Source organism: Mesorhizobium sp. SP-1A (assembly GCF_032460275.1).
Lineage (GTDB): Bacteria > Pseudomonadota > Alphaproteobacteria > Rhizobiales > Rhizobiaceae > Mesorhizobium.
Map to the genome: position 1 here is coordinate 212,242 of NZ_JAVXZD010000004.1, position 26,406 is coordinate 238,647.

At 65.7% G+C, this 26,406-nt stretch carries 32 protein-coding genes and 1 tRNA gene; 19 read left to right on the forward strand and 14 right to left on the reverse strand.

Annotation, left to right across the window (positions count from 1 at the left end; all coding sequences use genetic code 11):
- Positions 1-30 precede the first annotated feature (30 nt).
- From QU595_RS19380 to QU595_RS19405, 6 genes are all read right to left on the reverse strand, one after another.
- The gene (locus QU595_RS19380; RefSeq protein WP_315924916.1) at positions 31-909 is read right to left on the reverse strand and encodes a 3-hydroxybutyryl-CoA dehydrogenase; all 879 of its coding nucleotides are present in this window, start codon (positions 907-909) and stop codon (positions 31-33) included.
- A 104-nt stretch (positions 910-1,013) separates the two neighbouring features.
- Entirely contained in the window at positions 1,014-1,943 is a 930-nt protein-coding gene (locus QU595_RS19385; RefSeq protein WP_315924917.1) for an electron transfer flavoprotein subunit alpha/FixB family protein, read from the reverse strand.
- A 149-nt stretch (positions 1,944-2,092) separates the two neighbouring features.
- A complete protein-coding gene (locus tag QU595_RS19390) occupies positions 2,093-2,842 on the reverse strand; it encodes an electron transfer flavoprotein subunit beta/FixA family protein (RefSeq protein WP_315924919.1) in 750 nt (249 codons plus the stop codon).
- Between the two features lie 197 nt (positions 2,843-3,039).
- Positions 3,040-3,798, reverse strand: coding sequence for a rhomboid family intramembrane serine protease (locus QU595_RS19395; RefSeq protein ID WP_315924921.1), 759 nt, complete (start codon positions 3,796-3,798; stop codon positions 3,040-3,042).
- A 50-nt stretch (positions 3,799-3,848) separates the two neighbouring features.
- Complete coding sequence (locus QU595_RS19400; RefSeq protein ID WP_315924923.1) at positions 3,849-4,430, reverse strand: cob(I)yrinic acid a,c-diamide adenosyltransferase; 582 nt, start codon at positions 4,428-4,430, stop codon at positions 3,849-3,851.
- A 20-nt stretch (positions 4,431-4,450) separates the two neighbouring features.
- Entirely contained in the window at positions 4,451-4,642 is a 192-nt protein-coding gene (locus QU595_RS19405; protein ID WP_315924925.1) for a twin transmembrane helix small protein, read from the reverse strand.
- Positions 4,643-4,776: 134 nt separating this feature from the next.
- On the opposite strand from QU595_RS19405, the gene QU595_RS19410 reads away from it, so the two are divergent.
- Positions 4,777-5,631, forward strand: coding sequence for a YihY/virulence factor BrkB family protein (locus QU595_RS19410; RefSeq protein ID WP_315924927.1), 855 nt, complete (start codon positions 4,777-4,779; stop codon positions 5,629-5,631).
- A gap of 22 nt (positions 5,632-5,653) precedes the next feature.
- Here the strand turns inward: QU595_RS19410 and QU595_RS19415 are convergent, their stop codons facing one another.
- The gene (locus tag QU595_RS19415; protein ID WP_315924928.1) at positions 5,654-6,550 is read right to left on the reverse strand and encodes a DMT family transporter; all 897 of its coding nucleotides are present in this window, start codon (positions 6,548-6,550) and stop codon (positions 5,654-5,656) included.
- A gap of 140 nt (positions 6,551-6,690) precedes the next feature.
- On the opposite strand from QU595_RS19415, the gene QU595_RS19420 reads away from it, so the two are divergent.
- Positions 6,691-6,978: a hypothetical protein gene (locus QU595_RS19420; RefSeq protein ID WP_315924930.1), complete on the forward strand. Its 288-nt coding sequence runs from the start codon at positions 6,691-6,693 to the stop codon at positions 6,976-6,978.
- On the opposite strand, the gene gluQRS is transcribed toward QU595_RS19420, so the two are convergent.
- Positions 6,975-7,850 carry a tRNA glutamyl-Q(34) synthetase GluQRS gene (gene gluQRS, locus QU595_RS19425; protein WP_315924932.1) on the reverse strand — a complete coding sequence of 292 codons (876 nt, stop codon included), beginning with the start codon at positions 7,848-7,850 and terminating at the stop codon, positions 6,975-6,977. The two genes, QU595_RS19420 and gluQRS, sit on opposite strands and share 4 nt — an antisense overlap.
- A 75-nt stretch (positions 7,851-7,925) precedes the next feature.
- Between gluQRS and QU595_RS19430 the strand changes: the two genes are divergently transcribed.
- Together QU595_RS19430 and QU595_RS19435 are read left to right on the forward strand one after the other, a co-directional pair.
- Positions 7,926-8,567 (forward strand): DNA-3-methyladenine glycosylase, encoded by a 642-nt coding sequence (locus QU595_RS19430; protein WP_315924934.1) that lies wholly within the window; start codon positions 7,926-7,928, stop codon positions 8,565-8,567.
- Between the two features lie 128 nt (positions 8,568-8,695).
- A complete protein-coding gene (locus tag QU595_RS19435; RefSeq protein ID WP_315924935.1) occupies positions 8,696-9,253 on the forward strand; it encodes an HNH endonuclease in 558 nt (185 codons plus the stop codon).
- A gap of 154 nt (positions 9,254-9,407) precedes the next feature.
- Here QU595_RS19435 and QU595_RS19440 read toward each other — a convergent pair whose 3' ends face one another.
- The gene (locus tag QU595_RS19440; protein WP_315924937.1) at positions 9,408-9,929 is read right to left on the reverse strand and encodes a disulfide bond formation protein B; all 522 of its coding nucleotides are present in this window, start codon (positions 9,927-9,929) and stop codon (positions 9,408-9,410) included.
- A 38-nt stretch (positions 9,930-9,967) separates the two neighbouring features.
- Positions 9,968-10,558, reverse strand: a complete 591-nt coding sequence (locus tag QU595_RS19445; RefSeq protein ID WP_315924939.1) for a YqaA family protein — start codon at positions 10,556-10,558, stop codon at positions 9,968-9,970.
- Positions 10,559-10,731: 173 nt separating this feature from the next.
- On the opposite strand from QU595_RS19445, the gene QU595_RS19450 reads away from it, so the two are divergent.
- From QU595_RS19450 to QU595_RS19460, 3 genes are all read left to right on the forward strand, one after another.
- Positions 10,732-10,816 (forward strand) — tRNA-Leu (locus QU595_RS19450).
- A gap of 106 nt (positions 10,817-10,922) precedes the next feature.
- Complete coding sequence (locus tag QU595_RS19455) at positions 10,923-11,306, forward strand: hypothetical protein (protein ID WP_315924941.1); 384 nt, start codon at positions 10,923-10,925, stop codon at positions 11,304-11,306.
- An 84-nt stretch (positions 11,307-11,390) separates the two neighbouring features.
- Positions 11,391-11,627 carry a hypothetical protein gene (locus tag QU595_RS19460; protein WP_315924943.1) on the forward strand — a complete coding sequence of 79 codons (237 nt, stop codon included), beginning with the start codon at positions 11,391-11,393 and terminating at the stop codon, positions 11,625-11,627.
- A 147-nt stretch (positions 11,628-11,774) separates the two neighbouring features.
- On the opposite strand, the gene QU595_RS19465 is transcribed toward QU595_RS19460, so the two are convergent.
- The gene (locus QU595_RS19465; protein ID WP_315924945.1) at positions 11,775-13,058 is read right to left on the reverse strand and encodes a GNAT family N-acetyltransferase; all 1,284 of its coding nucleotides are present in this window, start codon (positions 13,056-13,058) and stop codon (positions 11,775-11,777) included.
- 322 nt (positions 13,059-13,380) lie between these two features.
- Here QU595_RS19465 and QU595_RS19470 point away from each other — a divergent pair, with 322 nt between their 5' ends.
- Positions 13,381-13,752: a hypothetical protein gene (locus tag QU595_RS19470; RefSeq protein ID WP_315924947.1), complete on the forward strand. Its 372-nt coding sequence runs from the start codon at positions 13,381-13,383 to the stop codon at positions 13,750-13,752.
- A gap of 114 nt (positions 13,753-13,866) precedes the next feature.
- On the opposite strand, the gene secA is transcribed toward QU595_RS19470, so the two are convergent.
- Positions 13,867-16,587, reverse strand: coding sequence for a preprotein translocase subunit SecA (secA, locus tag QU595_RS19475; RefSeq protein WP_315924949.1), 2,721 nt, complete (start codon positions 16,585-16,587; stop codon positions 13,867-13,869).
- 241 nt (positions 16,588-16,828) lie between these two features.
- Here secA and QU595_RS19480 point away from each other — a divergent pair, with 241 nt between their 5' ends.
- From QU595_RS19480 to QU595_RS19505, 6 genes are all read left to right on the forward strand, one after another.
- Positions 16,829-17,746, forward strand: coding sequence for a peptidylprolyl isomerase (locus QU595_RS19480; protein ID WP_315924951.1), 918 nt, complete (start codon positions 16,829-16,831; stop codon positions 17,744-17,746).
- A gap of 191 nt (positions 17,747-17,937) precedes the next feature.
- On the forward strand, positions 17,938-19,179 hold the full coding sequence (gene argJ, locus QU595_RS19485; protein ID WP_315924953.1) for a bifunctional glutamate N-acetyltransferase/amino-acid acetyltransferase ArgJ: 1,242 nt from the start codon (positions 17,938-17,940) through the stop codon (positions 19,177-19,179).
- Between the two features lie 5 nt (positions 19,180-19,184).
- The gene (locus QU595_RS19490; RefSeq protein ID WP_315924955.1) at positions 19,185-19,967 is read left to right on the forward strand and encodes a GNAT family N-acetyltransferase; all 783 of its coding nucleotides are present in this window, start codon (positions 19,185-19,187) and stop codon (positions 19,965-19,967) included.
- Complete coding sequence (gene mutT / locus QU595_RS19495) at positions 19,964-20,374, forward strand: 8-oxo-dGTP diphosphatase MutT (protein WP_315924957.1); 411 nt, start codon at positions 19,964-19,966, stop codon at positions 20,372-20,374. The genes QU595_RS19490 and mutT overlap by 4 nt, the downstream gene beginning before the upstream one ends.
- A 110-nt stretch (positions 20,375-20,484) precedes the next feature.
- On the forward strand, positions 20,485-20,814 hold the full coding sequence (locus tag QU595_RS19500; protein WP_315924958.1) for a hypothetical protein: 330 nt from the start codon (positions 20,485-20,487) through the stop codon (positions 20,812-20,814).
- Between the two features lie 83 nt (positions 20,815-20,897).
- Positions 20,898-21,080 carry a Flp family type IVb pilin gene (locus QU595_RS19505; RefSeq protein WP_315924960.1) on the forward strand — a complete coding sequence of 61 codons (183 nt, stop codon included), beginning with the start codon at positions 20,898-20,900 and terminating at the stop codon, positions 21,078-21,080.
- A gap of 110 nt (positions 21,081-21,190) precedes the next feature.
- Here QU595_RS19505 and QU595_RS19510 read toward each other — a convergent pair whose 3' ends face one another.
- A complete protein-coding gene (locus QU595_RS19510) occupies positions 21,191-22,063 on the reverse strand; it encodes a methyltransferase domain-containing protein (protein WP_315924962.1) in 873 nt (290 codons plus the stop codon).
- A gap of 48 nt (positions 22,064-22,111) precedes the next feature.
- Here QU595_RS19510 and QU595_RS19515 point away from each other — a divergent pair, with 48 nt between their 5' ends.
- The 5 genes from QU595_RS19515 (at position 22,112) to QU595_RS19535 (ending at position 25,475) form a co-directional block, all read left to right on the forward strand.
- Positions 22,112-22,897 (forward strand): ComF family protein, encoded by a 786-nt coding sequence (locus QU595_RS19515; protein ID WP_315924964.1) that lies wholly within the window; start codon positions 22,112-22,114, stop codon positions 22,895-22,897.
- A gap of 29 nt (positions 22,898-22,926) precedes the next feature.
- On the forward strand, positions 22,927-23,196 hold the full coding sequence (grxC, locus tag QU595_RS19520; RefSeq protein ID WP_315924966.1) for a glutaredoxin 3: 270 nt from the start codon (positions 22,927-22,929) through the stop codon (positions 23,194-23,196).
- 22 nt (positions 23,197-23,218) lie between these two features.
- Entirely contained in the window at positions 23,219-24,082 is an 864-nt protein-coding gene (locus QU595_RS19525) for a carbon-nitrogen hydrolase family protein (RefSeq protein ID WP_315924968.1), read from the forward strand.
- Positions 24,079-24,504, forward strand: coding sequence for a DUF1178 family protein (locus QU595_RS19530; RefSeq protein WP_315924970.1), 426 nt, complete (start codon positions 24,079-24,081; stop codon positions 24,502-24,504). Before QU595_RS19525 ends, QU595_RS19530 begins: the two co-directional genes overlap by 4 nt.
- Positions 24,505-24,581: 77 nt before the next feature.
- Positions 24,582-25,475, forward strand: coding sequence for a DMT family transporter (locus QU595_RS19535; protein WP_315924972.1), 894 nt, complete (start codon positions 24,582-24,584; stop codon positions 25,473-25,475).
- Between the two features lie 9 nt (positions 25,476-25,484).
- Here the strand turns inward: QU595_RS19535 and ubiG are convergent, their stop codons facing one another.
- The gene (gene ubiG, locus QU595_RS19540; protein ID WP_315924974.1) at positions 25,485-26,249 is read right to left on the reverse strand and encodes a bifunctional 2-polyprenyl-6-hydroxyphenol methylase/3-demethylubiquinol 3-O-methyltransferase UbiG; all 765 of its coding nucleotides are present in this window, start codon (positions 26,247-26,249) and stop codon (positions 25,485-25,487) included.
- Positions 26,250-26,406 lie beyond the last annotated feature (157 nt).

Consider the following 26,406-nt stretch of genomic DNA (forward strand, 5'->3'; position numbering starts at 1 on the left):
CCAGTCAACAGGGACCGGTCGGGGGAGCCGTCAGCGGGTCGGAACCGGATGCTCGCCGCGGTAATCGTAGAAGCCGCGGCCTGTCTTGCGGCCGAGCCATCCGGCCTCGACATATTTCACCAGAAGCGGGCAAGGACGGTATTTGGAGTCCGACAGGCCTTCGTGCAGCACCTGCATGATCGAGAGGCAGGTGTCGAGGCCGATGAAATCGGCGAGCTGCAGCGGCCCCATCGGATGGTTGGCGCCCAGCCGCATCGCCGTGTCGATGGCCTCGACCGTGCCGACACCCTCGTAAAGCGTGTAGATCGCCTCGTTGATCATCGGCAGCAGGATGCGGTTGACGATGAACGCGGGGAAGTCCTCCGAAACGGTGATCGTCTTGTCGAGCGAGCCGACATAGGCCTTGGCGATCTCGAAAGTGCGGTCCTCGGTGGCGATGCCGCGCACGAGCTCGACCAGCTTCATCACCGGCACCGGATTCATGAAATGAATGCCGATGAAGCGCTCCGGCCGGTCGGTCTGCGAGGCGAGCCGCGTGATCGAGATCGAGGAAGTGTTGGTCGCCAGCACCGCCTCGGGGTTGAGCTGCGGGCAGAGCTGGGCAAAGATCTTGCGCTTGACGGTCTCGTCCTCGGTCGCCGCCTCTATGACGAGATCGGCCTCGGCCAGCGCCGCGAGGTCCGACGCGGACGCAATGCGCGCCATGGCGTCCCTGCGCGTCTTTTCCTCCAGCTTGCCGGAGCCGACCTGGCGCGCCATGTTGCCGCTGATGGTGGCGATGCCCTTCTCGATGCGGTCGCCGGAAATATCGTAGAGCAGGACCTTGTAGCCCGCCAGCGCCGAAACGTGGGCGATGCCGCCGCCCATCTGGCCGGCGCCGATAATGCCGATCGTCTCGATCTTGCTCATTGTCCTTTTTCCCGTCCGATCGAATTTGTGCAGCGCAAACTATAAAGGCGGGGCGACTTCGTCCACCCCGCCCCGCTTAATTTAATACCGCACCGCCGGGAGCGTCAAAGCGCCTTTTGCAGTTCCGGCAGGACGACGAAGAGGTCCCCGACGATGCCGTAGTCGGCGACCTGGAAGATCGGGGCTTCCTCGTCCTTGTTGATGGCGACGATGACCTTGGAGTCCTTCATGCCGGCCAGATGCTGGATGGCGCCGGAGATGCCGCAAGCGATGTAGAGGTCGGGGGCCACCACCTTGCCGGTCTGGCCGACCTGCCAGTCGTTCGGCGCGTAGCCGGCATCGACCGCAGCTCGGCTTGCACCAACCGCCGCGCCCAGCTTGTCGGCGACGGGCAGGATAACTTCCTGGAACTTCTCCGCCGAGCCGAGCGCGCGGCCGCCCGAGATGATGATCTTGGCCGAGGTGAGCTCCGGCCGGTCGTTTTCCGACAGCCTGTTCTCGACGAAGCTGGACAGGCCCGGATTTGCGGCGGCGTTGACCGTCTCCACCGCAGCCGAGCCGCCCTCGGGCGCGGCCTGGAAGGAGGCCGTGCGCACGGTGATCACCTTCTTCGGTCCGCTGGCCTGCACCGTCTGGATGGCGTTGCCGGCATAGATCGGCCGCTTGAAGGTGTCGGCCGACACCACTTCGATGATTTCCGACACCTGCGCCACGTCGAGCAGGGCCGCCACGCGCGGCGCGACGTTCTTGCCCGAGGACGTGGCCGGCGCCACGATGGTGTCGTAGTTGCCGGCGAGCGAAACCACCAGCGCGGCGGTCGGCTCCGCCAGCCGCTCGGCCAGTTCGTCGGCCTCGGCCAGCAGCACCTTGCGCACGCCCTTCAGCTTGGCGGCGGCGTCGGCAGCCGCCTTGGCGCCCTTGCCGGCGACCAGCACGTCGACGTCGGAGCCGATCTGGAGGGCGGCGGACAGCGCCTTCGCCGTCTGGTCGGAGAGATGGTCGTTGCCGTGTTCGGCGATCAGAAGAATTGCCATTCTTTTATCCCTTTACTTCAGATGCCCGATTTGAGGTCAGGCCGAAGCGAAAATGGTGACGTTCGAGAACCGGGGCGGAGCGTACGTCCGTACGTGAGCACCGGAAGCGGAGGACGGCGCCATTGGCAGCCCGGCCTCAGCTCAAATCCTCATAGAACGCCGGCTTCGTTCTTGAGCTTGTCGACCAGTTCGGCCACGGTCTTGACCTTGACGCCGGCCTTGCGGCCGCCCGGCTCCTCGGTCTTGAGCACCTTCAGGCGCGGCTTGACGTCGGCGCCGAAATCGGCCGGGCTCTTCTCGTCGAGCGGCTTCTTCTTGGCCTTCATGATGTTGGGCAGCGAAGCATAGCGCGGCTGGTTGAGGCGCAGGTCCGCCGTCACGATCGCCGGCAGCTTCAGCTCCACCGTCTGCAGGCCGCCGTCCACCTCGCGCGTCACCTTGGCGTGGTCGCCGGCGATCTCGACCTTGGAGGCGAAGGTGCCCTGCGACCAGCCCAGCAGCGCCGCCAGCATCTGCCCGGTCTGGTTGCTGTCGTCGTCAATGGCCTGCTTGCCGAGGATGACGATGCCCGGCTGCTCGGCCTCGGCGACGCCCTTGAGCACCTTGGCCACGCCCAGCGGCTCGACAGCCTCGTCCACCTTGACCAGGATGGCGCGGTCCGCGCCCATGGCGAGCGCGGTGCGCAGCGTCTCGGCCGCCTGTGCGGGACCGACCGACACCACCACGATCTCTTCCGCCTTGCCCGCCTCCTTCAGGCGGATCGCCTCTTCCACCGCGATCTCGTCGAACGGGTTCATCGCCATCTTCACATTCGCAAGCTCGACGCCCGAGCCGTCCGCCTTCACCCGAACCTTCACATTCGCATCCACAACGCGCTTTACCGGGACGAGAACTTTCATTGGCATGTCACCTCTCAAGATGTTCTGGACGCGCAATAGCAGCGCGGTTCCGCCCAGAGTTGTCGAATGCCGACATCCGGCATGAAAATTTAAGACTCCGGCCGCCTCGGGCCTTCGAAGGCGGGCGGACCCTAGTTTCCGCAGGCTTGCCCGTCAATATCGGCTACGCAACCAAATCGGTTGAAACAATGCTGCGTCTAGCGACCGTCCCAAGGGCCCCGGGGGTGGGGCGGAAGCGGCTCGGCGGCCTCGCTCTCGGGCACGGCGGCGGGAGCCGCGGCGAGGTCCGACAAGACATCGCGACGGCGCAGGACGAAGACCAACACCGCGCCGGTGAGGATGCCGCCCACATGGCAGGCCCAGGACACCTCGTCCTCGCCGCCGCGCAGGAAAAGGACGAACTGCGTGCCGATCCAGAGCGCGAGCACGACATAGGCGGGAATGCGCAAGGGAATGCGGGCAAAGGCCAGTATCCATACCTTCACGCGCGGATAGAGGATCAGGTAGGCGGTCACCACGCCGGCGATCGCGCCGGAGGCGCCGATCAGCGGCGCCTGGGAATCAGGCGCGACCATGCCGTGCAGCAACGCGCCGCCGACCGCGCAGGCGAGGTAGAAGACCAGATAGCGCAGGTGGCCGAGCGCGTCCTCGACATTGTCGCCGAAGACCCACAGGAACAGCATGTTGCCGCCGAGATGGATAAGGTCGGCGTGCAGGAAGGAATAGGTGACGTAGCTGAGGGTTTCGGGGACGACGATGTATTGCGGGGCGAGTTCGGCCGTGTGGTGCACCACGGACGGGATGAAGCCGAGGCCGAGCATGGCGGCGTTGGTGAAGTTCTCGCCGGCGAAAACCGTGCCGAAATAGACGACGACGTTCAGCGCGATCAGGCCGATCGTCACATATTGGATGCGGATGAACCGCAGGCGATTCGAGTCGTAGAGGGGAATGAACATGCGTCCTCTCCGCTACGGCAGGAAGGTTGCGCGCGCAGGCCCGGGCGCTGTCACCGGTTCTGGCCGGGAACCCATAGCACGTCGGCGGCGCCCTTGTCATTCAAGGTGCGGGCGGCCACGAACAGCAGGTCGGACACGCGGTTGATGTATTTCATGCCCTCGCGGTTGACGTGCTCGGCCGGGTCCTGCGCCAGGGCCACCATGACCCGCTCGGCGCGGCGCGCCACGGTGCGGGCGAGGTGCAGGGCGGCCGCGGCCGGCGAGCCACCGTTCAGCACGAAGGAGCGCAAGGGCTGCAGGTCCTTGTTGAGAAGGTCGATGTCGTGCTCGAGACGCTCCACCTGGGAAGCTGCGATGCGCAGCGGCTCATAATCCAGCGGCTTGCCGGTGTCCGGCACCGCAAGGTCGGCGCCAAGGTCGAACAGGTCGTTCTGGATGCGGCCGAGCATCGCGTCCACCGCCGGGTGGGCGCTTGCCGTATGGGTGCGCGCAATGCCGATGCAGGCGTTCGCCTCGTCGATCGTGCCGCAGGCTTCGACGCGCAGGTCCGATTTCAGTCGGCGCTCGCCGCTGCCGAGGCCCGTGGTGCCGTCGTCGCCGGTGCGGGTGTAAATCTTGTTCAGCCTGACCATGGTCTTTCCTGTCCGCTCCACTACTTGCGCGTGAAATAGACCACCAGCAAAAGGAGGGCGATGGCCACGGCCTGGAGCAGCACGCGCGCCTGCATCAGCTTGTTCGAGGTGACGCCGGAACCACCCCGCATCATGTTGACCAGGCCACGGATCAGCACCGCGACCACCGCGATCATGGCGACTACGGCTAGGAATTTCAGGGCGGTTTCCATGAATGCGTCCAATCGGTTGCGCCGGGACCCGGCGGCATGCGGCGACCGGCAAACCCGGAGTTTCTCCCAAGGGTTGCCATGTGCGGCAAACCTTTCACATATTCGCGGGCCATAGACAATCGCAGGGAAAGCTATTGCTGCGCAACATCGTCGCCCTGAAACGCGTGATCTATGACGTGGTGGGCCATTTCACCAATGACGACGGCTGGGCAATGGCCAGTCATCTGGCCATAACGTCGCTGATGGCGCTGTTCCCGTTCCTGATCTTTGCCACGACGCTCGCCTCCTTCCTCGGCGCGCAGGCCTTCGCCAGCACGGCCGTGCATATCGTGTTCGACACCTGGCCGCCCCAGATCGCCCAGCCGATCGCCCGCGAAGTGCTCAACGTGCTGACGGTGCAGCGCACGGACCTTTTGACCTATGGCGTGGTGCTGGCGGCCTTCTTCGCGTCGAACGGGATCGAGGCCGTGCGGACCTCCCTCAACCGCGCGTACCGGGTGACCGAGACGCGCGGCATCGTCTATCGCAGGGTGCAGAGCCTGGTCTTCGTGCTCATCGCCACCGCCAGCTTTCTCGTGATCAGCGTGCTGTTGGTGCTCGCGCCGCTGCTGGCACGCCTTGCGGAGGCCCGGATCGAGTGGATACAGCCCTATATGGGCACCATCACGCTGTGGCGGTACGTCATCGCGACGGCCGTGATCGTGCTAGGGCTGTTCGCGGTGCATTACTGGCTGCCGGCCGGGAAACGAAGGCTCGTCTCGATCGTGCCCGGCATCCTGTTCACGCTGATCGCCTGGCTGGTCGGCTCGACCGCCTTCGCCACCTATATCGACCATTTCTCGTCCTATGTGACGACCTATGCCGGCCTCGCCTCGATCATGATCGCGGTGGTGTTTCTCTACATCATGTCGGCGATCTTCATCCTCGGCGGAGAGCTTAATGCCGCCATCACCCGCTATCTGGAGGCGCGCGCCCGCGTTCCCGGCTGAAACTCCACTCAGGCGGTCCGGTTCACCTCGCCCGCAGGACCGAGGTCCGGGACGGACCCTGCGCGGTGGCAAGGCCGACGCCGAACGTGGTGATCGCCATGCCGGCGATCTGGACAAGGGTCAGCTGCTCGCCGAACAGCGCCCAGGCCATCAATGCCGTCGCCGCCGGCACCAGATAGAACAGCGAGGCGACCTTCGATATCTCGCCTTCGCGGATCATGACCATCAGCAGGAAGATGGCGCCCACCGACAGCACCAGCACCAGCCAGGCGAAGGCGAATATCAGTTCGCCATTGACGATGACGGTGCGTGTTTCGAAAGCGAGCGAGGCCAGCGTCATGACGGCCGCGCCGCCGACATATTGCCAGAGCGTCACCGCCACCAGATTGCCGCCGGAGGCGAAGCGCTTCTGCCAAATGGTGCCGACGCTCATGCCCAGCACCGCGACGACGGACGCGGCGAGGGTGGCGGTCGTAACGCCCCCGCCGAGGGTGCCGAGCTTCGGCCACAGCACGACGACGACGCCGGCAAAGCCGGCGGCCAGCCCCAGCCAATGGCGCGGCAGCAAGGTTTCGCCCAGCAGCGTGCCGGCGATCACGGCCGTTATCAGCGGCTGCAGGCCGACGATCAGCGCCGACAAGCCCGCCGGCATGCCGCGATGGATCGCCCAGAACACGCCGCCGAGATAGATGCCGTGCATCAGGATGCCGGCGATCATGGCGTGCAGGGCCTGGCCGCGCCGAGCCCATTGCGATCCGGTCGCAAGCACGATCGCGGCAAACAGCAGCGCCGCCAGCACGAAGCGCACGGCCAGGAAGGTGAAGGGCTCCGCCCAGGGCATGGCATAGCGGGCGCCGATGAAGCCGGTGGCCCAGAGCACGACGAAAGCGGCCGGCAGGAACTGCTTGAAATGATGCATTGCGCTGGGAACCCGCCGCCTGGTGTATGATCTGCAGCCTCGATTGCTCTAAAGCCATTTATTTTCGCAAGCAAAATGAAATGGCTGACCCATAGATTCACGTGAATTGAACGGTACTGCGGTTTCGAAAGGGAATCGTGATGCTGCCGGATATCGATCCCATCGTGCTTTGCTTCGGTTTTGTCGCGGTCGCTGCCGTCGCCTTCTTCTTCGGCATGATGATGGATGCCGTCATGCATGAAGGCGGCTTCGGCCCCACCGGAAATGCCATGCTGTTCGTTGTCGGCTTTGTGGGCGCGCTTTATATCGCGCATCTGCAAAGGATGGATTTCGAGGACGTGAAACTGGTCGCGGGCTGCGGTTTCGGCGGCGCGTTGGCCCTGTTCAGCGTCGTGGCGCTGCTGAAGGCCGGTCTCGCAAGGCGCTAGAGACCAACCATCCGCCGGATGTCGCTTGGAGTGGCACCGGCCGCGCGCAGCGCCGAAAGGCCGGTGTCGGCAAAGCTCTTCGACAATTTGCGCCCGTCCGGTCCCAGGATCAGCGGATGGTGGAAATAGCGTGGCTGCGGCAGGCCGAGCAGGTCCTGCAGCAGGCGTTGCACGCCGGTGGCGGCGAAGAGGTCCATGCCGCGCACGACGTGGCTGACCTCCTGCAAGGCGTCGTCCAGCACGACCGAAAGGTGATAACTGGTCGGGATTTCGCGGCGTGCGACGATCACGTCGCCCCAGTCCTGCGGTCGCGCGGCAATCTCGCGGGAGGAAGAAAGCGCAGCGTCGATGATTTCCGTCCATGCCAGTTCCTGCCGCGTGCGCGCCGTCGCCGCCGCCATGTCGAGGCGCCAGGCGAAGGGAGCCCCTTCGCCGATGCGCCGCTTGCGGTCCTCGCTCGAGAGGTTCTTGTCGATGGCCGGATAGAGCGGCACGCCGTCCGGATCGCGCGGCCAATCGCGGCCCCGCCGCTCGCCGTCGGCGATAAGGGCGCGGATCTCGCCGCGGCTCATGAAGGCGGGATAGACCAGCTCCTCGGCGATCAGCCGGTCGAGCGCGGCACGGTAGGTGTCGAAATGCTCCGACTGCCGCCGCACCGGCTTTTCCCACTCGAGGCCCAGCCATTCGAGGTCGCGACAGATGCCGGCCTCGAATTCCGGCGTGCAGCGCAGGGTGTCGATGTCCTCGATGCGCAGCAGCAGGCGGCCGCCGTTGGCACGCGCCATGTCCTGGTTGAGCAATGCCGAATAGGCGTGGCCGAGATGGAGTTCGCCGTTCGGGCTCGGCGCGAAGCGGAATGTCAGGAGATCCATGGCTGCGGCGGCATTCGGGTTGTGCGGCGCGTTCGCCGATTGCTACCCTGCCTGCGTTTCGGGAACAAGCAGGCCATGCAGCGCATCGCAACGCTCCAGGATATTTCGCGAGGGCTCGACGCGCTGTGCGAGCTCGATCCGCGTCTGGCGGCGGTGCGCAGCCGCGCCGGCGAGGTGCCGCTCCGGCTTTCGCGCCCCGGCTTCGAGAGCCTGGCCTCGATCGTCGTCGCGCAGCAGGTGTCGCGCGCCAGCGCCGATGCCATCTTCGGGCGGCTGACGGCGCTGCTCGACCCGCTCACGCCGGAGGCGGTGCTGGCCGCCGGCGAGGACGTGTTCCGGGCCGCCGGGCTTTCGCGGCCGAAGATAAGGGCTTTGACGGGTGCGGCGCAGGCGGTGGGCGAGGGGCTCGACCTCGACCATCTTTGCTCGCTCGATGCCGCGGAGGCGATCGCGGCGCTGACCGTCGTTCCCGGCATCGGCCTTTGGACGGCCGAGTGCTACCTGCTTTTCGCCGCCGGCCACCCCGACGTCTTCCCGGCGCGGGACGTGGCGCTGCAGAGCGCGGTGGGCCATGCGCTGGGCATCGAGCCGCGTCCGCCGGAAAAGATGCTGGTCGGCCTGGCCGAATCATGGAGCCCCTGGCGGGGCGTGGCATCGCGGCTTTTCTGGGCCTATTACCGCGAATGGAAGGGCCGCGAGATCGCAATGCCCGGTTAAGGCCCAAAAAAGCCTGAAAATCATGTATTTTTGGCGTCCAGTGTGGCTACCAAACCGCTTCACATGCCTGTCATGTCGGGCTTACAGTATCCGCGCCGTTCGGGTCACGACACAAGGAGATCAGGAACGTGACGGTTGCCGTCTCCGCAGATGGGCTTCCAGCACTGGTGCTGAACGCGGATTACCGCCCGCTCAGCTATTACCCCCTGTCGCTGTGGTCGTGGCAGGACGCCATCAAGGCCGTGTTCCTCGACCGGGTCAACATCGTCGCCGAATACGAGCACGCCGTCTCCTCGCCGACCTTCTCGATGAAATTGCCGAGCGTGGTTTCGCTCAAGACCTATGTGAAGCCGTCGCGGCATCCGGCCTTCACGCGCTTCAACGTGTTCCTGCGCGACCGTTTCCAATGCCAGTATTGCGGCACGACGGAGGACCTCACCTTCGACCACGTCGTCCCGCGTCGTTGCGGCGGGGCGACGACGTGGGACAATGTGGTGGCAGCCTGTTCCCCCTGCAACCTGCGCAAAGGCGGACTGATGCCTGCCCATGCCAAGATGTGGCCGCGCCAAAAGCCCTACCAGCCGACCGTGCAGGACCTGCACAACAACGGCCGCCTGTTCCCGCCGAACCATCTGCATGAAAGCTGGATGGATTACCTCTACTGGGATGTCGAACTCGAACCGTAGGGTTCGGCCAAAACCCGCCATGCCGGACGCTTGCCGCGGTTTGCCGCGCTTCCGGTGCTCACCTACCGCAAGTACGCTCCGCTCCGGTTCTCGCAAATTCGCCATGCAACTCGGCCAGCCGAGTTCTTGGGTCGGTTTGACCCGGTGCGGCCGATCAGTCGCGGGCCAGCGCGCCGCGGAAGGCCACGGCGGCCAGAATCAGGCTGGCGATGGCGTTCCAGCCGGCCATCGACAGGCCGAGGATACGCAGCGCCGCCTTGTCGCAGGACGGCGGCACGAACTTGTCGAGCGAGTCCAGGATGCCGTTGCCGCCGGTGTTCACGGGCCCGGCGATGTCGGTGCAGTCCGTCGGGCCGGGCCACCAGCCCCATTCGACGCCGGAATGGAAGACACCGAGATAGAGACCGTAGACCATCAGCAGGCCGCCGACGGCGAGCAGGCCGCGCACGATCCACCCGGGCGCGCGCATCGCCGCTGCGGCCGCCGCCACCAGCATCAGCGGCGCGCCGACATAGTACGGGATGCGCTGCTCGTAGCAGAGCTTGCAGGGAAGATAGCCGCCTATGTACTGGAAGCCGAGCGCGGCGCCGACCGTCGCGCCCATGGCGACCGCAAGGAAGATGGCGATCGCCATGCGGCGGCGGCCGGATACTGAATCGGTCATCGTGGCTGCCATGGCTGTCAGGTCCTTTTCGTTGTCACGGCCGCCTCTGCTCAGGCAGTGGCATATCTGACCGCGAAATACAGCGCGATCAGCACGGCTGCCGCCGCGCCGGCAATCAGGCCGAGGCGTTTTTCGATGAAGTCGCGTATCTGCACGCCATAGCGGCGCAGCAGCCATGCAAGCAGCAGGAAACGCCCGCCCCGCGCCACGATGGCCAGCACGATGAACAGCGGCAGGCTGACGCCGATGACGCCCGAAAGAATGGTAACCACCTTGATCGGCGGCAGGTGGGCGGCACCGGAGGTTATCAGCATCAAAATGATGAAGCCGATGCCAGAAGAGGTCCGCAACGCCTCGAACTCGTCGTACTTGCCGTAGAATTCCAGCACCGGCTTGGCGACGGCCTCGTAGGCGTAGTGCCCGATGAACCATCCGGCGATGCCGCCCAGCACGGAGGCCACCGTGGCGACCAGCGCGTAGCGATAGGCGCGATCGGGCCTGGACAGGGCCATCGGCAGGTAGAGCACGTCGGCCGGAACGAGGAACACCGAGCTTTCCACGAAGGCGATGAAGGCCAGCCACCATTCGGCGGATTTCCGCGCCGCCAGCGACAAGGTCCAGTCGTAAAGTCCGCGAAGCATACCGCCCTCTTTTCCAGCGCTGTTGTGTAGAAAGATTTCTTTGGCGGGACAATGGCGGCGCGGAGCCGAAAAGGGCGCATCGCCGGATTTTTCGATCTCCAACGGGCAAGGCGCCTGTTGACGAACCAGCCCGCCGCCGTATAGTCCGCGCCCATCCGGACCGCCCGGTCCGTGCCCCTATGGCGGAATTGGTAGACGCGCTCGACTCAAAATCGAGTTCCGCAAGGAGTGCTGGTTCGATCCCGGCTAGGGGCACCAATGGCTTACCGGGCATGATCTCCATCAACCTTTCCGTGTTGCAGCGCGCCAGACAGCGCGGGTGCCGAGCTTGCGCCTCGCCACCTGCTGGCGTAGCGATGGCGGCATGACGACAGGTGCAAACAGGATGGCAGAGGCGGCGGCATTCGCGGGCCGGCTGCTTTGCCTTGTCCTGGTGCTCCTGTTCTCGCAGCACGCGGATGTCGGCGGCTGGAGCCGGGCCTATGACGGTTCGCCGCATGTCTCGGCTGCCAAAGCCGATCTGAAGTTCGCGCTGACCGGCAAGCCGGCAAATGCGGTGGCTGACAGCGCCCGGGCCGGCCGGCCCCAGTTCCACGTTCCGCCGGCGTCCGGCGCGCTTGCGCCGCGACCGCCATTCCTGCGGGTGCCAGAACAGGCTGCCGCCTATCTCGAGCGGATGCCTGCCGGCTTCGTTCCGGTAGCGCGCGTCCGTCATCTCGCCCGCGGTCCGCCACGGGCCGCCGCTTAGCTCGGCACACGCCGGGCCCGTCCCTCCACAATTCCGATTTACGCGCGCGCCGTCTCGAGCGGGCGCGCAATGCTGGACGTGCATATGAAACCGACACTTACAACCTACTCGCTGTTCGGCGTGGCCGCGGCGGCGAGTTTTCTTTCCATCAAGCTTCTCGTGGTTCTGGGCGCGGTGCACTGGGTCATCTCGTCGATGGCGGGGCTGGGATCCAGCCTGCAAATCGGGTTGGCCGCGGCTATGACCGTTCCGACGTTGGCGATGATCTGGAAAATCGTCCGGCTCTGCTACGCGGCAGAGACCGCGCCGGAGAACAACTAAAGCATTTGCAACCTGCCGGAATTCGTCTGGCATTGCGAATGCGGCTGGAGAAGCCAGGCCGGAGCAGGGCAACAGGTTTGTCAGAATGCCTGCTGCGTCAGGCTGTTTGACGGCTTGGTCAAAGACCCGCCTGCCGTGCAGGCGGGCTCAATCCCGCTTCAGAAGATTTCTGATCCTGTCGCGCAGGATGCGTGCCATGTTGCGGGTTTCCCGGTAGAGATGAAGCTGTGAGGCGGCCTGCGCCGCCAGGCGGCTGGAATCGGGCGTCAGGCCGACGACGAGGGTTCCCATCGGCTGGCGCTCGGACCAGAGGCGGCTCATGACCGGGTGGTCGGGCACCGCGCAGGAATCCGTCATGACGATGTTGGGGTCTTCGAGATGCTGCTTCGTCACCTCGATCATCAGCAGCGTGCCCGGCGAGAAGGCGGACAGCGTCTCGTCATAGGCCGTCTTCCAGGTATAGGCGCAGCCGCTTTCGACGAAGACCACGAGGCTGGCGATCGGCCGCCCGGACAGCGTCAGCGTGTGGATGCGGCACATGTCCAGCTCGGCCATGCGGTGCACGGCCTCACGCGCGAAGGCGGCGCGGTAGCGGTCTATGGCCATCGCGGTGCGCTCGCGGCCCTTCCAGCCGGCCGCTTCGAGCGTGAGAAACGCCTCGATGCCCTGCCGGATGTCCTCCTGGCTGCGCGCGACCCTGTGTTCGAGGGGCCCGGACTCCGCCAGGCGGCGCTTCAGGCGCCGGAATTCGCGATAATGGTGAGGGCGCAGCGAGTTCTTCAGGTAGGTTTCGCCGTCCAGATCGCTGCGCAGCACCGGCCTCTCGTTCTGTCCGGTGACGACGAGAGGCAGGTTGCGCGCCTCGGCCAGCGCGCGCAGGACGCCGGCCATCGGGCCATCCAGCCGCATGTCGGGCAGCACGAATACTTTGGGAAGCTTCAAATGCGGCCTGGCCAGCATGGTGAAGAAATCTTCCAGGACCCCGATGGGATCGTCGCGATCCGCCAGCGGGGTGCCGAGCGGCCCGAACGGGCTCGACCAGGAGCGCATGATCGGCGTGCCGAGCGGCAGGCTCGGGCGTTCCACTGAGAAGGGCAGGAGCAGGCGCAGCCGGCTGCGGTATTCGCTGCCGTCGCGGATCACCGCAAGCCGCACCTCGCGGTCTTCCAGGCGCGGCATGGCGGGCGCCAGGAAACGCGGATTGAAGAACACGTTCGGCTCCACCGTGCGGGTGCAGAGATGGTCGAGTTCCCCGACGAGATCGAAGCCGGCGGAGGCGGCATAGACCGCCAGCTTGCGCTCGGGGCGGTTGCCCGCCTTCAATTCCAGTTCGGCAAGCTCGGCGGCCGAAGGCGCAAAATCGGCGAAGCCGGACATCAGCGTGCCGGCAGGGCCGCCGCTGGTCTCCTCTATCAGGGGGACAGCGGCCATCAGCCGGCTCTCGAGGGCGAGAGAGGCGATGTCTTGGCGGCAACGGGCGAAAACGGCGCCCAGGGCACCGCATTCCAGGGCGCGAGCCGCCCTGCTGTCGCCGCGGCGGAAAAGCGCACGATCAACTCCCGTCTTCCGCTCGAATCCCACCACCGTCTAGGCTCAACACCTTAAGAAACGGTTGGACGCACGATCGCGGACGCTCATACGGCGCCGCCGCCGGCCGGCCGACCCGCGCGGTGCTGGCACAAATGGGTTGCATGATCGAACCGCCGGACCCAGAATTTCCGGGTTCGTGCCACTACGACCGGGGATAGCTGAAATGAACCATGTATCCATCATTGCCGCTGCGACCATCGTCGTCGGGCTTGCAGGCGCGGCGTCGGCCGCCGAAACGCTGAATTCGATGGATGAGGTGGGGGCGGCCATCCAGAAATGCTGGTCGCCGCCGGCGGACAGCAACGGCTCCTCGGTGACGCTGCGGTTCAGCTTCAAGCGCGATGGAACGCTGATGGGGCCGCCGATGGCCAGCGGCGTCAAGGTCGCCGGCGACGAGAAAAAGCAGAAGCAGTTCGTGCAGGCGGCGATAGACGCGCTTCAAAGCTGCCTGCCGCTTTCCTTCGGGCCTAAACTGGCCGGCGGCATGGCCGGCAACATCTTCACGATGCAGTTCTCGTCGCCGAAGACGGAATAGGTCCGCCTTTCGACGCCCACTCCGGTATCGGCGAAAACCTGCTCCGGTTTCGCACAGCTCATGTCCGGAGATCGGAACGTTCCGCGAGGCCGGGTGCCGGTCCGGCGCCTCGCCTCAGGCGAAGGCGCCGTGACAGTGCTTGTACTTCTTGCCGGAACCGCAAGGGCAGGCCTCGTTGCGGCCGACCTTGCCCCAGGTGGCGGGATTGTTCGGATCGCGTTGCTCGGTCGGCACGACGCGCGTGTCCTCCAGCACCGCCATGGTGGCGCCAAAATCGTCCTCGCCGGTCGTGGCGTCGATGTGCTGGCCGTAGGCTTCCGGAGCCTGGAGCGGAGGCGCGTCGGCCGCCTCGCGGACCAGTTCGACCCGCATGAGCTGGGCCGTGACCGCCTGGCGCAAATTGCCGAGCATCGCCTGGAACAGCTCGAAGGCCTCGCCCTTGTATTCCTGCAACGGGTCGCGCTGTGCGTAGCCGCGGAAGCCGACCACCGAGCGCAGGTGGTCGAGATTGACGATGTGCTCGCGCCACAGATGGTCGAGGGTCTGGAGCAGCACGGAACGCTCGACATAGGCCGTGACATCGGGCCCGAAACGCCCGGCGCGGTCCTTGGCGGCCACCTCGGCGGCCTCAGAGATACGCTCGCGGATATCGTCCTCGGCGATGCCCTCTTCCTTCGCCCATTCGTCGACGGGCAGGTCGAGGTTGAGGAATTGCTGGACGTCGTTCTTCAGCCCGGCCACGTCCCATTGTTCGGCGAACGCGTTCTCGGGGATCGCCTTGGCGACGATCTCCTCGATCACGCCTTCGCGCATTTCCGCGACGGTTTCGGAAAGCCCTTCGCCATCCATCAGTTCGATGCGCTGCTCGAACACCACCTTGCGCTGGTCGTTGGAGACGTCGTCGTACTTCAGCAGGTTCTTGCGGATGTCGAAATTGCGCGCCTCGACCTTCGTCTGTGCCTTTTCCAGCGCCTTGTTGATCCAGGGATGGATGATGGCCTCGTTTTCCTTCAGGCCGAGCTTCTGCAGCATGCCGTCCATGCGCTCGGAGCCGAAGATGCGCATCAGGTCGTCCTGCAGGGACAGGTAGAATTTCGAGCGGCCAGGGTCGCCCTGACGGCCCGAGCGGCCGCGAAGCTGGTTGTCGATGCGGCGCGATTCATGGCGTTCGGTGGCCAGCACGTAGAGGCCGCCGGCGGCCAGCGCCTGCTCCTTCAGCCGGGCGACGTCGTCGCGGATGGCTTGCTCGCGCGCCTCGCGCTCGGGGCCAGCCGGCATGTCGGCCAGTTCCTCGGCGATGCGCATGTCGGCATTGCCGCCGAGCTGGATGTCGGTGCCGCGGCCGGCCATGTTGGTGGCGATGGTGATCGCTCCGGGCTTGCCGGCCTGGGCGACGATGGCCGCCTCACGCTCGTGGTGGCGGGCGTTCAGCACCTCGAAGTCCTTCAGCCCCTCCTTGCGCAGCAGCTCGGCCAATTGCTCCGATTTCTCGATCGAGGTGGTGCCGACCAGGATCGGCTGGCCCTTGGCGCGCGCCTCCTTGATCTCCTTGACGATCGCCCGGTACTTCTCCTCGACCGTGCGGTAGACCTCGTCGTCCTCGTCGATGCGCTTCACCGGAAGGTTGGTCGGGATCTCGGTCACTTCGAGGCCGTAGATGTTGCCGAACTCCTCGGCCTCGGTCAGCGCCGTGCCGGTCATGCCGGACAGCTTCTTGTACATGCGGAAATAGTTCTGGAAGGTCACGGAGGCCAGCGTCTGGTTCTCCGGCTGGATCTGCACGTGCTCCTTGGCTTCGAGCGCCTGGTGCAGGCCTTCCGAATAGCGGCGGCCGGGCATCATGCGGCCGGTGAACTCGTCGATGATGACGATCTCGCCGTTGCGCACGATGTAGTCCTTGTCACGCTGGAACAGGCGGTGCGCCTTCAGCGCATTGTTCACGTGATGGACCATGGCGACGTTCTCGACGTCGTAGAGCGACTCGCCCTTGAGCAGGCCGGCGCCGCGCAGCATGTTCTCCACCTTCTCGGTGCCGTCCTCGGTGAAGATCGCGGTCTTCTGCTTCTCGTCGACCTCGTAGTCCTCGGGCTTCAACTGCACGATGAAGGCGTCGACGGTATTGTACATGTCCGAGCGGTCCTCGAGCGGACCGGAGATGATGAGCGGCGTGCGCGCCTCGTCGATCAGGATGGAGTCGACCTCGTCGACGATGGCGTAGTTATGCCCGCGCTGCACCATCTGCGCGCGCTCGTACTTCATGTTGTCGCGCAAATAATCGAAGCCGAGCTCGTTGTTGGTGGCGTAGGTGATGTCGCAATTGTAGGCGTCGCGCCTTTCCTCGTCGTCCAGGCCGTGCACGATGATGCCGACGCTCAAGCCCAGGAACTTGTAGATGCGCCCCATCCACTCGGCGTCGCGCTTGGCCAGGTAGTCGTTCACGGTAACGACATGCACGCCGTTGCCGGCCAATGCGTTGAGATAGACCGGCGCGGTGGCGACCAGCGTCTTGCCTTCGCCGGTGCGCATCTCGGCGATGCCGCCATTATGAAGCACCATGCCGCCGACCAGCTGCACGTCGAAGGGACGCATGCCCAGCACGCGCCGCGCCGCCTCGCGCACGGTGGCGAAGGCGGGGACCAGCAGGTCGTCCAGCGAGGCGCCGTTGGCGATGTCCTGGCGGAATTTCTCGGTGCGGGCGGCGAGATCGGCGTCGGAAAGCGCCTGCATCTCGTTTTCCATGGCGTTGATCGCCTCGACGCGGGGACGTGTCGCTTTTACGCGTCGATCGTTTGCGGAGCCGAAAACCTTACGGGCGAAACCGCCAAAACTGACCATCAATGGCCCTTTCGAATTGCAATCCACGTCATCACGACAGCCATCTGCCGGCGCGGCAAATCCGCCATGAACGAATGAAACACCAAAAAGCGCCCAAAAAACGGTTCTGGACGCAAGGTCCTTGGACAGATAAGAGGGGTCACAATCGATGTCAACGCTGCGTCGAGCCCGCTGGGCGCGCCAAATTCCGCCACATTCAGGCTGATCTGAAGGCACCACCCGTCCCCACTGGAGAAGTTACATGCCCTTGATGTTCCGCCGCGCGTCGCTCGCCAGCCTCGGGCTGACCCTCGGCCTGTCGGTCTTCGCGCTGTCGCCGCTGGCGGCCGAAGAAGCGAAGCCCGCCGCACCCGCAGAAAGCGCCGCTCCCGCCGCGCCTGTCGATCCCAACGCCGTGATCGCGACGGTGAACGGCAAGCAGATCACCGAGGCCGACCTGTCCCTCGCCGAAGGCGAGCTGTCGCGCCAGTTCGCGCAGCTTCCGCCCGAGCAGCGCCGCGCGGCGGCGCTTTCGGCGGCGATCGAGATCAAGGTGCTGGCCGACAAGGCGGTGGCCGACGGCCTCGACAAGGACCCGGGCTTCCAGCGTCGCGCCGCCTTCCTGCAGGAACGCGCCCTGCACGGCGAAATGGTCGAGAAGGAAGTGGTCGGCAAGATCACCGATGCCGAGATCCGCGCCCGCTACGACAAGGAAATCGCCGCGCAACCGCCGGTCAACGAGGTGCATGCGCGTCACATTCTCGTGAAGACGAAGGAAGAAGCCGAGGCGATCATCAAGCAGCTCGACGGCGGCGCCGACTTCCAGAAGCTCGCCAACGAGCACACCAGCGATCCGAGCGGCAAGACCAATGGCGGCGACCTCGGCTTTTTCGGCCCGGGCCAGATGGTGCCGGAATTCGAGAAGGCCGCCTTTGCGCTGCAGCCGGGTTCCTACACCAAGGAACCGGTGCAGACGCAGTTCGGCTGGCACGTCATCAAGGTCGAGGACAAGCGCACCCAGCAGCCGCCGGCCTTTGACCAGATCAAGGACCAGATCCGCTCGATGGTGATCCGCGACAAGTATTTCGCGCTCGTCAAGGAGCTGCGCGCCGGGGCCAAGATCGACATCCCCGACGAGAAGCTGAAGAAGGCGGTGGATTCCGCCGAGGGCGCCGAATAGCCTTCGCAAGGTCTCAAGCGGAAAGGGCGGCCTGCGAGCCGCCCTTTTTCATTATCGACCTCCGTCGCTGCCGCGCCGTATGCCGGCCGCATGGAACAGACGCCGCTTTGCGGCGAAAACGCCTTGCGAAGCCCCGCGCTATCGGGCAAACCGTGCCTGCTTCCGCAGTTCCCGAGCCTTTGAGGTTCCCGATGTCCGTCGCCTTTTCCCCGCTCGCGCCGAAAAAATATCCGAAGATGCCGGGGGTAGAAGGCGTGCGCATCGCCACGGCCGAAGCGGGCATCAAATATAAGAACCGGACCGATCTGCTCGTCATGACCTTCGATGCCGGCACCACGGTGGCCGGAGTGTTCACGCGGTCGAAATGCCCGTCTGCGCCGGTCGATTTCTGCCGACAGAACCTTGGCGCCGGCAAGGCGCGCGTGCTGGTGGTCAATTCCGGCAACGCCAACGCCTTCACCGGCAAGAAGGGTCGCGAATCGACATCGATGACGGGGCAATCCGCCGCAAAAGCGGCGGGCTGCTCCTCCAGCGAAGTGTTCCTGGCATCTACCGGCGTGATCGGCGAGCCGCTGGACGCCGGCAAGTTCAGCCACCTGCTTTCCGGCCTCGTGCGCGACGGCAAGCCGGATCAGTGGACCGAAGCGGCCAGGGCGATCATGACCACCGACACCTATCCGAAGGTGGCGACGGCGACGGTGAAGCTCGGCGATACGGATGTGGTCATCAACGGCATTGCCAAGGGCGCGGGCATGATCGCGCCCGACATGGCGACGATGCTCTCCTTCGTCGCTACCGATGCGCCCATCGCCGCGCCCGTGCTGCAGGACCTCCTGTCGCGCGGGGTCGGCAAGACCTTCAATGCCGTCACCGTCGACAGCGATACCTCGACCAGCGATACGCTGCTGCTTTTCGCCACGGGCGCCGCCGCCAGGCGCGGCGCGCCGGCCATCACCGACCCCAAGGATGCGCGGCTGTCCCAGTTCCGCCGCGCGCTGGGCAGGATCCTCAAGAACCTCGCCTTGCAGGTTGTGCGCGACGGCGAGGGCGCGCGCAAGCAGATCGAGGTGACGGTGACGGGCGCGAAATCCGCGCGCTCCGCCAAGCGCGTGGCGCTGGCCATCGCCAATTCGCCGCTGGTCAAGACGGCGGTGGCCGGCGAGGACGCCAATTGGGGCCGCGTGGTCATGGCCGTCGGCAAGGCGGGCGAGCCGGCAGACCGCGACCGCCTTTCCATCTGGTTCGGCGAACATCGGCTGGCGCACGAGGGCGAACGCGACCCGGCCTATTCGGAGGAGGCGACCTCGGCCTACATGAAGGGCGACGACATCGTCATCCGCGCCGATCTCGGCATGGGGCGAGGGCAGGCGACGGTGTGGACCTGCGACCTCACCAAGGAATATGTCGCCATCAACGGCGACTACAGGAGCTGAGCGTCTTGGGCGCGCGCCACCCCGCAACCGTGCTGGCGAAGGTGCGCCGCTTCGAGGCGGCGGGCTTTCGGGCCTGGCCGGCGGCGGCGGTGCATTACGACTGGACCTGGGTGATCCGGCTGACCGCCGGCCATCCGGCGAAACGGCTGAACTCGGTCAATCCGCTCGATCCCAACGACACCCAGCATCTGCCGGAGCGGATCGCGCGCGCCGGCCGGCGTTTCGAGGCGTATGGCAGGCCGTTGACGTTCCGCGTCTCGCCCCTGTCGGGAACGGCGCTTTCGGCGCATCTGGATGCGGAAGGCTGGACGCGGTTCGACGAATCCATGGTCATGCGGCTGCCGCTGGCGCAGGCGCCCGTGGACGACGCGATTGACCAGATCCCGCTGAAGGACATCAGCCGCTTCGTCTCCGCTTCGCTGAAGGTGCACGATGCGGATGCCTCGCTCCGTCCGGGCCTGTCGGAAATCATCGGCGCCATCCAGCCCGAAGCGGGGCTGTTCGCGCTGGAACGGGGCGACGAGCCGCTGGCGACGCTGATCTGCGTGCATGACGGCGACCTGGCCGGCCTGTTCGAGATCGCCACAGACAAGGCGGTGCGCAAGCAGGGACTCGGCCGCCAGCTCATCCTGTCGGCGCTGAAATGGGCACGGCTGCGCGGCGCGCGCCAGGCCTGGCTGCAGGTGGAAGCCAACAATGCGCCGGCGCTGGCTCTGTATCATTCGCTCGGCTTCGAGGAAGCCTATCGCTATCACTATCGCCGCCCGCCGGGAGCCAAGGCCGAATGAGCACGGGTAAGCGGCTGCTGCTGGTCACCGCCTGCGCGCTGGTGGACAGGGACGGGCGCGTGCTGATCGCACAGCGCCCGGAAGGCAAGCAGCTTGCCGGGCTCTGGGAATTTCCGGGCGGGAAGGTGGAGGCGGGCGAAACGCCGGAAGACTGCCTGATCCGCGAACTGCGCGAGGAACTCGGCATCGAGACGCAGGCGGCCTGCCTGGCGCCGCTCACTTTCGCCAGCCACAGCTATGACGATTTCCACCTGCTGATGCCGCTTTATGTGTGCCGGCGCTATTCCGGCATCCCGATGCCTCGGGAAGCGCAAGCGCTGAAATGGGTGCGGCCGCGCCAGATGCGCGACTATCCCATGCCGCCGGCCGACGCGCCGCTGATCCCGTTCCTGATCGACCTGCTATAGGCGCTCCGCGGCTCTGCGCGCAGGCAGCGTTAATGAAAGATTTAACTTGCCGTGAAATATTGAACGAGCGCCGATAGTCGTCGCGCAGCGGTTCGCCAAGGGGAACGCGAATGAGCCTCGACAAGGATCTCGACGCCATGCGGGACTGGGATGCGGTCCGGCCCGCCCGGACATTCAGGGCCGCCGATGCCGGAATGGGACTGCTGCGCGTGACGCTGCTGTTCGGGTCCGCGGCAATCGCGCTGGCGCTGATCGTCACGCCGCTGCTCGAAGGCCGGATGCGCCAGCCGGGCGGCATCGCCTACGCTCCGGGGCTCGACATGACGGCCACCGGCTCGATCGGGCGAAGCACCTATACGCTGCGCCGCAGCGTGCTGCAGCCTTCCGCGGACTCCGTCTGCATAATCAGCGATGACGGCCGGCGAAGCGGCGATTGCTGAAGGCTTCATCGTCCGTTAAGCCTGCGTCGTTAACCTTCCTTAATGTGTCGATGCTAGCCTGGCGCAAAGAGGGGGTTGCGACCATGACGCTGCTGAAGCGGTTCCTGAAAGACGAACACGGGGCGACCGCTGTCGAGTATGGGCTGATCCTGGCCGTGATCACGCTGACCATCGTCGGCGGGGTCGGCAAGGTCGGCGACGCCATCGGGTGGCTGTGGGGCAGCAACGAAAGCCGGCTCAGCCAGGCGCTTTCGATGCACGAATAATAAGGCGTGCCGGTCTGTGGACCGGTCCGGCGAAAACGCGGGAACGGCCCATCGCCATGTTCACGCAATTGCGGACGGTAAAGCCGCTTCGCGCTTTTACCGGAAGTGCGTCAGCCCTTGTTGCGGTCTTCCAGAATTTTGGTCAGCGAAACCGTGGCCGAACCCGGCTTCAACGGCTTCTGCTGCGAGGAATGCGGCGCCCAACCCGACATCCAGACCATGGAGAATGTGGCCCTGACCCGGCCGTCGGGATCGGAAAAGCGTTCGGCATAGATTTCTGCGGCCCGCGCGAACAGGGCCCGCGTTGCCGGCCGTCGCGGCCTGTCGATCAGCGCGCTCGTTTCGCCCATGGCACGAAGGTCGGCCATCAGCGCGAAAAGCGAATCATAGCGCACGGTCGTCGTCTCCACGTCGGCGACGGGCAAGGCCAGGCCGGCGCGCTGGAGCAGCGCGCCGGCATCGCGCACATCCGTGAAGGGAAGGACACGCGGGCTGGCGCCGCCGTAAAGCTCCGTCTCGGCCATGAGCAGGCTTTCGCGCAGTTCGGCGAGCGTCCCCGCGCCGGCCATGGCGGCCAGGAACAGGCCATCCGGCTTCAGGGCGCGGCGGATCTGGACCAGCATGCCGGGAATGTCGTTCATCGCCTGCAGGGCGAGCAGTGAAACCGCCAGGTCGAGGCTTTCGGGCTCGAAGGGCACGGTCTCGAAAGCGGTAACTTGTCCGGGACCGCCGTCTAGGAGTGCGCCGTCCGCCTCGACCCGAAGGATTTCGGAAACTTTGCCGCTGGCCGCCATCGTCCCGGCCGCATCCGGCGTCTGGCAGAACAGTGCCGCTCCCCTGGCGAACTCGCGCCCGACGGCGCCGAGCCGGTCAGCCAGATCCTCGGCCGCCCGGCGCATCAGGAAATCCGCGCCGGCCACCGGCCGTGCATGCGCGCGGCGCTTATGCGCGAGCCAGAGGGATGTGTCCACAACGGGTTGCAAGGGCGATCCTGTTCACCGCATCTTCTGTTATGGTGCGGTCAGAACCACGTGGCCGATCCGATGACGGATATCAAGAGCCTTGCCTTTGCTGCGTTGAAATGGCCTGCCGGCGTCCTGTTCCCGCCGGTCTGCGCCGGTTGCCGTCGCCAGGTGTCGCAGCCGGGTGCCCTGTGCCCGGCGTGCTGGCCGCAATTGCGGCTGCTGGAAAAGCCCTGGTGCCCGGTCATGGGCACGCCCTTCACCCATGACATGGGCGAAGGCTTCCTCTCCGCGGAAGCGATCGCCGATCCGCCGCCCTTCGAGCGCGCGCGGGCCGCAGTCGCTTATTCGGGCGTGGCCCAGCAGATGGTGCAGGGGCTGAAATATCGCGACCGTACGGACCTTGCGCCGTGGATGGCGCGCTGGATGGCCCGTGCCGGCGCCGAGTTGCTGGCCGAGGCCGATATCGTCGTGCCGGTGCCGCTGCACTGGCGCCGCTTCTTCAAGCGCCAGTTCAATCAATCGGCGGAACTCGGGCGCGCGCTTTCGGCGCATTCGGGCGTGCGGTTTTCCCCTGCCAGCCTCCAGCGCGTGAAAAGCACGCGCCGGCAGGTGGGGCTGGAGCGCAGCCAGCGCGAGGAGAACGTGCGCGCGGCCTTCCGCGTGCCGCCGGAAGCCGAAATCGGCATCGCGGGCCGCCGCGTGCTGCTGGTGGACGACGTCTACACCACTGGCGCCACGGTCCGGGCGGCGGCGAAGGCGCTGAAAAAAGGCGGGGCGGGAGCCGTGGACGTGCTGACCTTCGCGCGCGTGCTGCCGGGGGACTTCCGGCCCGGCGCAACCGCGACTATATAGACGGCAACGTTTATCGGGTCGGTTTGTACATGGTCGATGTCACCATCTATACGCGCATGATGTGCGGCTATTGCACCGCGGCCAAGCGGCTGCTGGACAGGAAAGGGGTGCCCTACAGCGAACAGGACGCCTCCTTTTCGCCGGAGCTGCGCCAGGAAATGATCACGCGCGCCCATGGCCGCTCGACCTTCCCGCAGATTTTCGTCGGCGAGGTGCATGTCGGAGGCTGCGACGATCTTCACGCGCTCGAGGCCGAGGGTCGGCTGGACGGGCTGCTTGCCAGCGGCACGCTGAAATAACGGAATGACGGAGGACGCGACCATGGGTACTTTCAAGGCGGCGGTGGTGCAGATGCGTTCCGGCACCGACCCGAAGCGCAACGCGGCCGATATGGAGCGGCTGGTGCGCGAGGCGGCCGCGCAGGGCGCGAGCTATATCCAGACGCCGGAGACGACCGGGGCCATGGTGCGCGATAAGGATGCGCGCACGGCTGCCTTCACCGGCGAGGACAAGGACGTCACGGTCGCGACCGCGCAGCGGCTCGCGAAGGAACTCGGCGTCCATCTGCATCTGGGATCGACCGCGATCCTGCGCGACGACGGAAAGCTGGCGAACCGCGCCTTCCTGTTCGCCCCCGACGGTTCGCGGATCGTCACCTACGACAAGATTCACATGTTCGACGTCGACCTCGACAACGGCGAGAGCTGGCGCGAATCCTCGGCTTACGAACCCGGCCGCGATGCCGTCGTTGCCGACGTGGCCGGCGCGAAGCTCGGCTTCGCGGTCTGCTACGATTTGCGGTTCCCGCAATTGTTCAGAACAGAGGCCCTTGCAGGGGCCGAAATACTGACCGTGCCTGCGGCCTTCACCCGCCAGACCGGCGAGGCGCATTGGCATGTGCTGCTGCGCGCACGGGCCATCGAGAACGGGGCGTTCGTGATTGCCGCGGCGCAGGGCGGCCGCCATGAGGACGGCCGCGAAACCTATGGCCATTCGCTGATCGTCGATCCGTGGGGCCGCATCCTTGCCGAGGTCGACAGCGACGAACCCGGCGTCGCGGTGGCCGAGATCGATCCGGCGCAGTCTTCCGCTGCCCGCAAGAAGATTCCGAATCTGAAAAACGCGCGCGAGTTCGCGCTCAAGGACGCGGCAGAGCCTGCCCGCCTCAAGGGAGCGGCATCTTGATCCGGTTTTCGCTGATCTGCGAACACGACCACGAGTTCGAAGCCTGGTTCCGCAGCAACGACGATTTCGACAAGCAGAAAAAGCGCGGCTTCGTCGAGTGCCCGGATTGCGGCTCCCACAAGGTCCAGAAGGCCTTGATGGCGCCTGCCGTCTCCACCAGCAAGAAACAAGAGAAAGTCGCGTTGGCCATGGGCGAGGCGCAGCGCAAGGCCATGGACGAACTCAAGGCGCTGTCGAAAAAGATGCGCGAGAACGCCGACTATGTCGGCGACAAGTTCGCCGAGGAAGCGCGCAAGATCCATTTCGGCGAGACCGATGCGCGCAGCATCTATGGCGAGGCGACGCTGGACGAGGCCAAGGGCCTGGCCGACGATGGCGTATCCTTCCTGCCGATGCCGGTCTTTCCGGACGACCGCAACTGACGCGGGGCATTCTGGCCCAAACGCAGGCATCGCGGCGCCGCATTTCCCGCCGGTCCGCGCCAAGCTAAACCCTTTGCATGAAGACGATATGGGATTCGGCGGTCGGCCTGCTGCTGGTGACTGGCGCGCTGCTTGGCCTCACACTGCCGTTCGGCAAGATGGCGACCACTGCCGGCGTGCCGGCCATGGTGTGGGCCTTCCTGATTTCCTTCGGCGCCGGCAGCGTGCTCCTGTGCGCGCGCCTGCTTCTCGGTGACGGCACGTTCAGGCTGACGCCGCAGCGGCTGCGCTATTTCTTCATCACCGCGGCGATCTCCTACGCGCTGCCGAACCTGCTGATGTTCTCGGTGATCCCGCATCTCGGCGCGGGCTATACCGGCATCATGTTCACCCTCTCGCCCGTCATCACGCTGGTGTTCTCCATTCTTCTGGGGGTGAGGCGCCCGAATCTGCTGGGCATGGCGGGCATCGCCGTCGGTTTTGCGGGCGCGGCCATCGTGGCGCTGACGCGGGGCGAAGCCGGACAGCCGGCAGAGCCCGTCTGGGTGGTGCTCGGGCTGCTGATCCCGGTCAGCCTCGCGGCCGGGAACATCTATCGCACCGCGGACTGGCCGAAGGATGCCGGGCCGATCGAACTCGCCGCCGGCAGTCATCTCGCCTCAGCGGCAATGCTGCTTGCCGGCATCCTTTTACTGCTCGGCGGCCGTGCGTTCACGCCGCTGGCGGCGGTGCCGGGCGTCACCGTGGGACAAATTGCCTCCGCCTCGGCCATGTTCGCGGTGTTCTTCCGCCTGCAGGCGGTCGGCGGGCCGGTCTATCTCAGCCAGATCGGCTATGTCGCTGCGGCGATCGGCCTGTTTTCAGGCACGTTTTTCCTGGGCGAACACTATCAATGGCTCACCTGGGCCGGCGCGCTGATCGTAACCGCCGGCGTCGTCATCACGACCAAGGCGCAGGCGAAACCCGCCTGAACCTGTCTTTCAGGCGGCGGCCTTCTCGGCCAGCACCATATAGTTGACGTCCATGTCGCGTGATTTCTGCCAGCGATCGGCCAGCGGGTTGTAGATCACACCCGTGCGGTCGGCCACGGCGAGACCGGCGCCGCCAAGCGCCCGCTCCAGTTCCTCCGGGCGCACCAGCTTGCCGAACTGGTGGGTGCCGCGCGGCAGCCAGCGCAGCACATATTCGGCGCCGATGATGGCCAATCCCAACGCCTTCAGCGTGCGATTGATGGTGGCCACGAACATGATGCCGCCGGGCTTGACCATTTCGCTGCACTTGGCCACGAACAGGTCGATGTCGGCCACGTGCTCGACCACCTCCATGTTGAGGATCACGTCGAATTTTTCGCCGGCCTCGGCCAGCGCTTCGGCGGTCGTGGCGCGGTAATCCACATTCACCCCGCTTTCGGCGGCATGCAGCTTTGCCACCTCGATGTTGGTCTCGGACGCGTCCGCGCCGACCACTTCCGCGCCCAGCCTGGCCATCGGTTCGCAGAGCAGCCCGCCGCCGCAGCCGATGTCGAGGAAGCGAAGGCCCTCGAAGGGGCGCGCTTCGCGCGGGTCGCGGCCGAAGCGTTCGGCCACCTGGTCGCGTATATAGGCCAGCCGCACCGGATTGAACTTGTGCAGCGGGCGGAATTTGCCGTTCGGATTCCACCACTCGGCGGCGAGCGCCGAAAAACGCTGCACTTCCGCCGGATCGATGGTCGTGCGGGAGGACGTCGAGCTTCGGGATTCCGGCATGGCGTTTCTCCTCGAATCTGCCTGGCACGGGACGGATGACGAGCATTAGGAAGTCGGGCCTGCGAAAACGAATGTCAAGACTGGCGAGGCCCGCCGAAGCGATGCGGCGCGCATGCTTGCGAAGCGATACGCTTTTGGCTAATGAAGCCGCGCAATC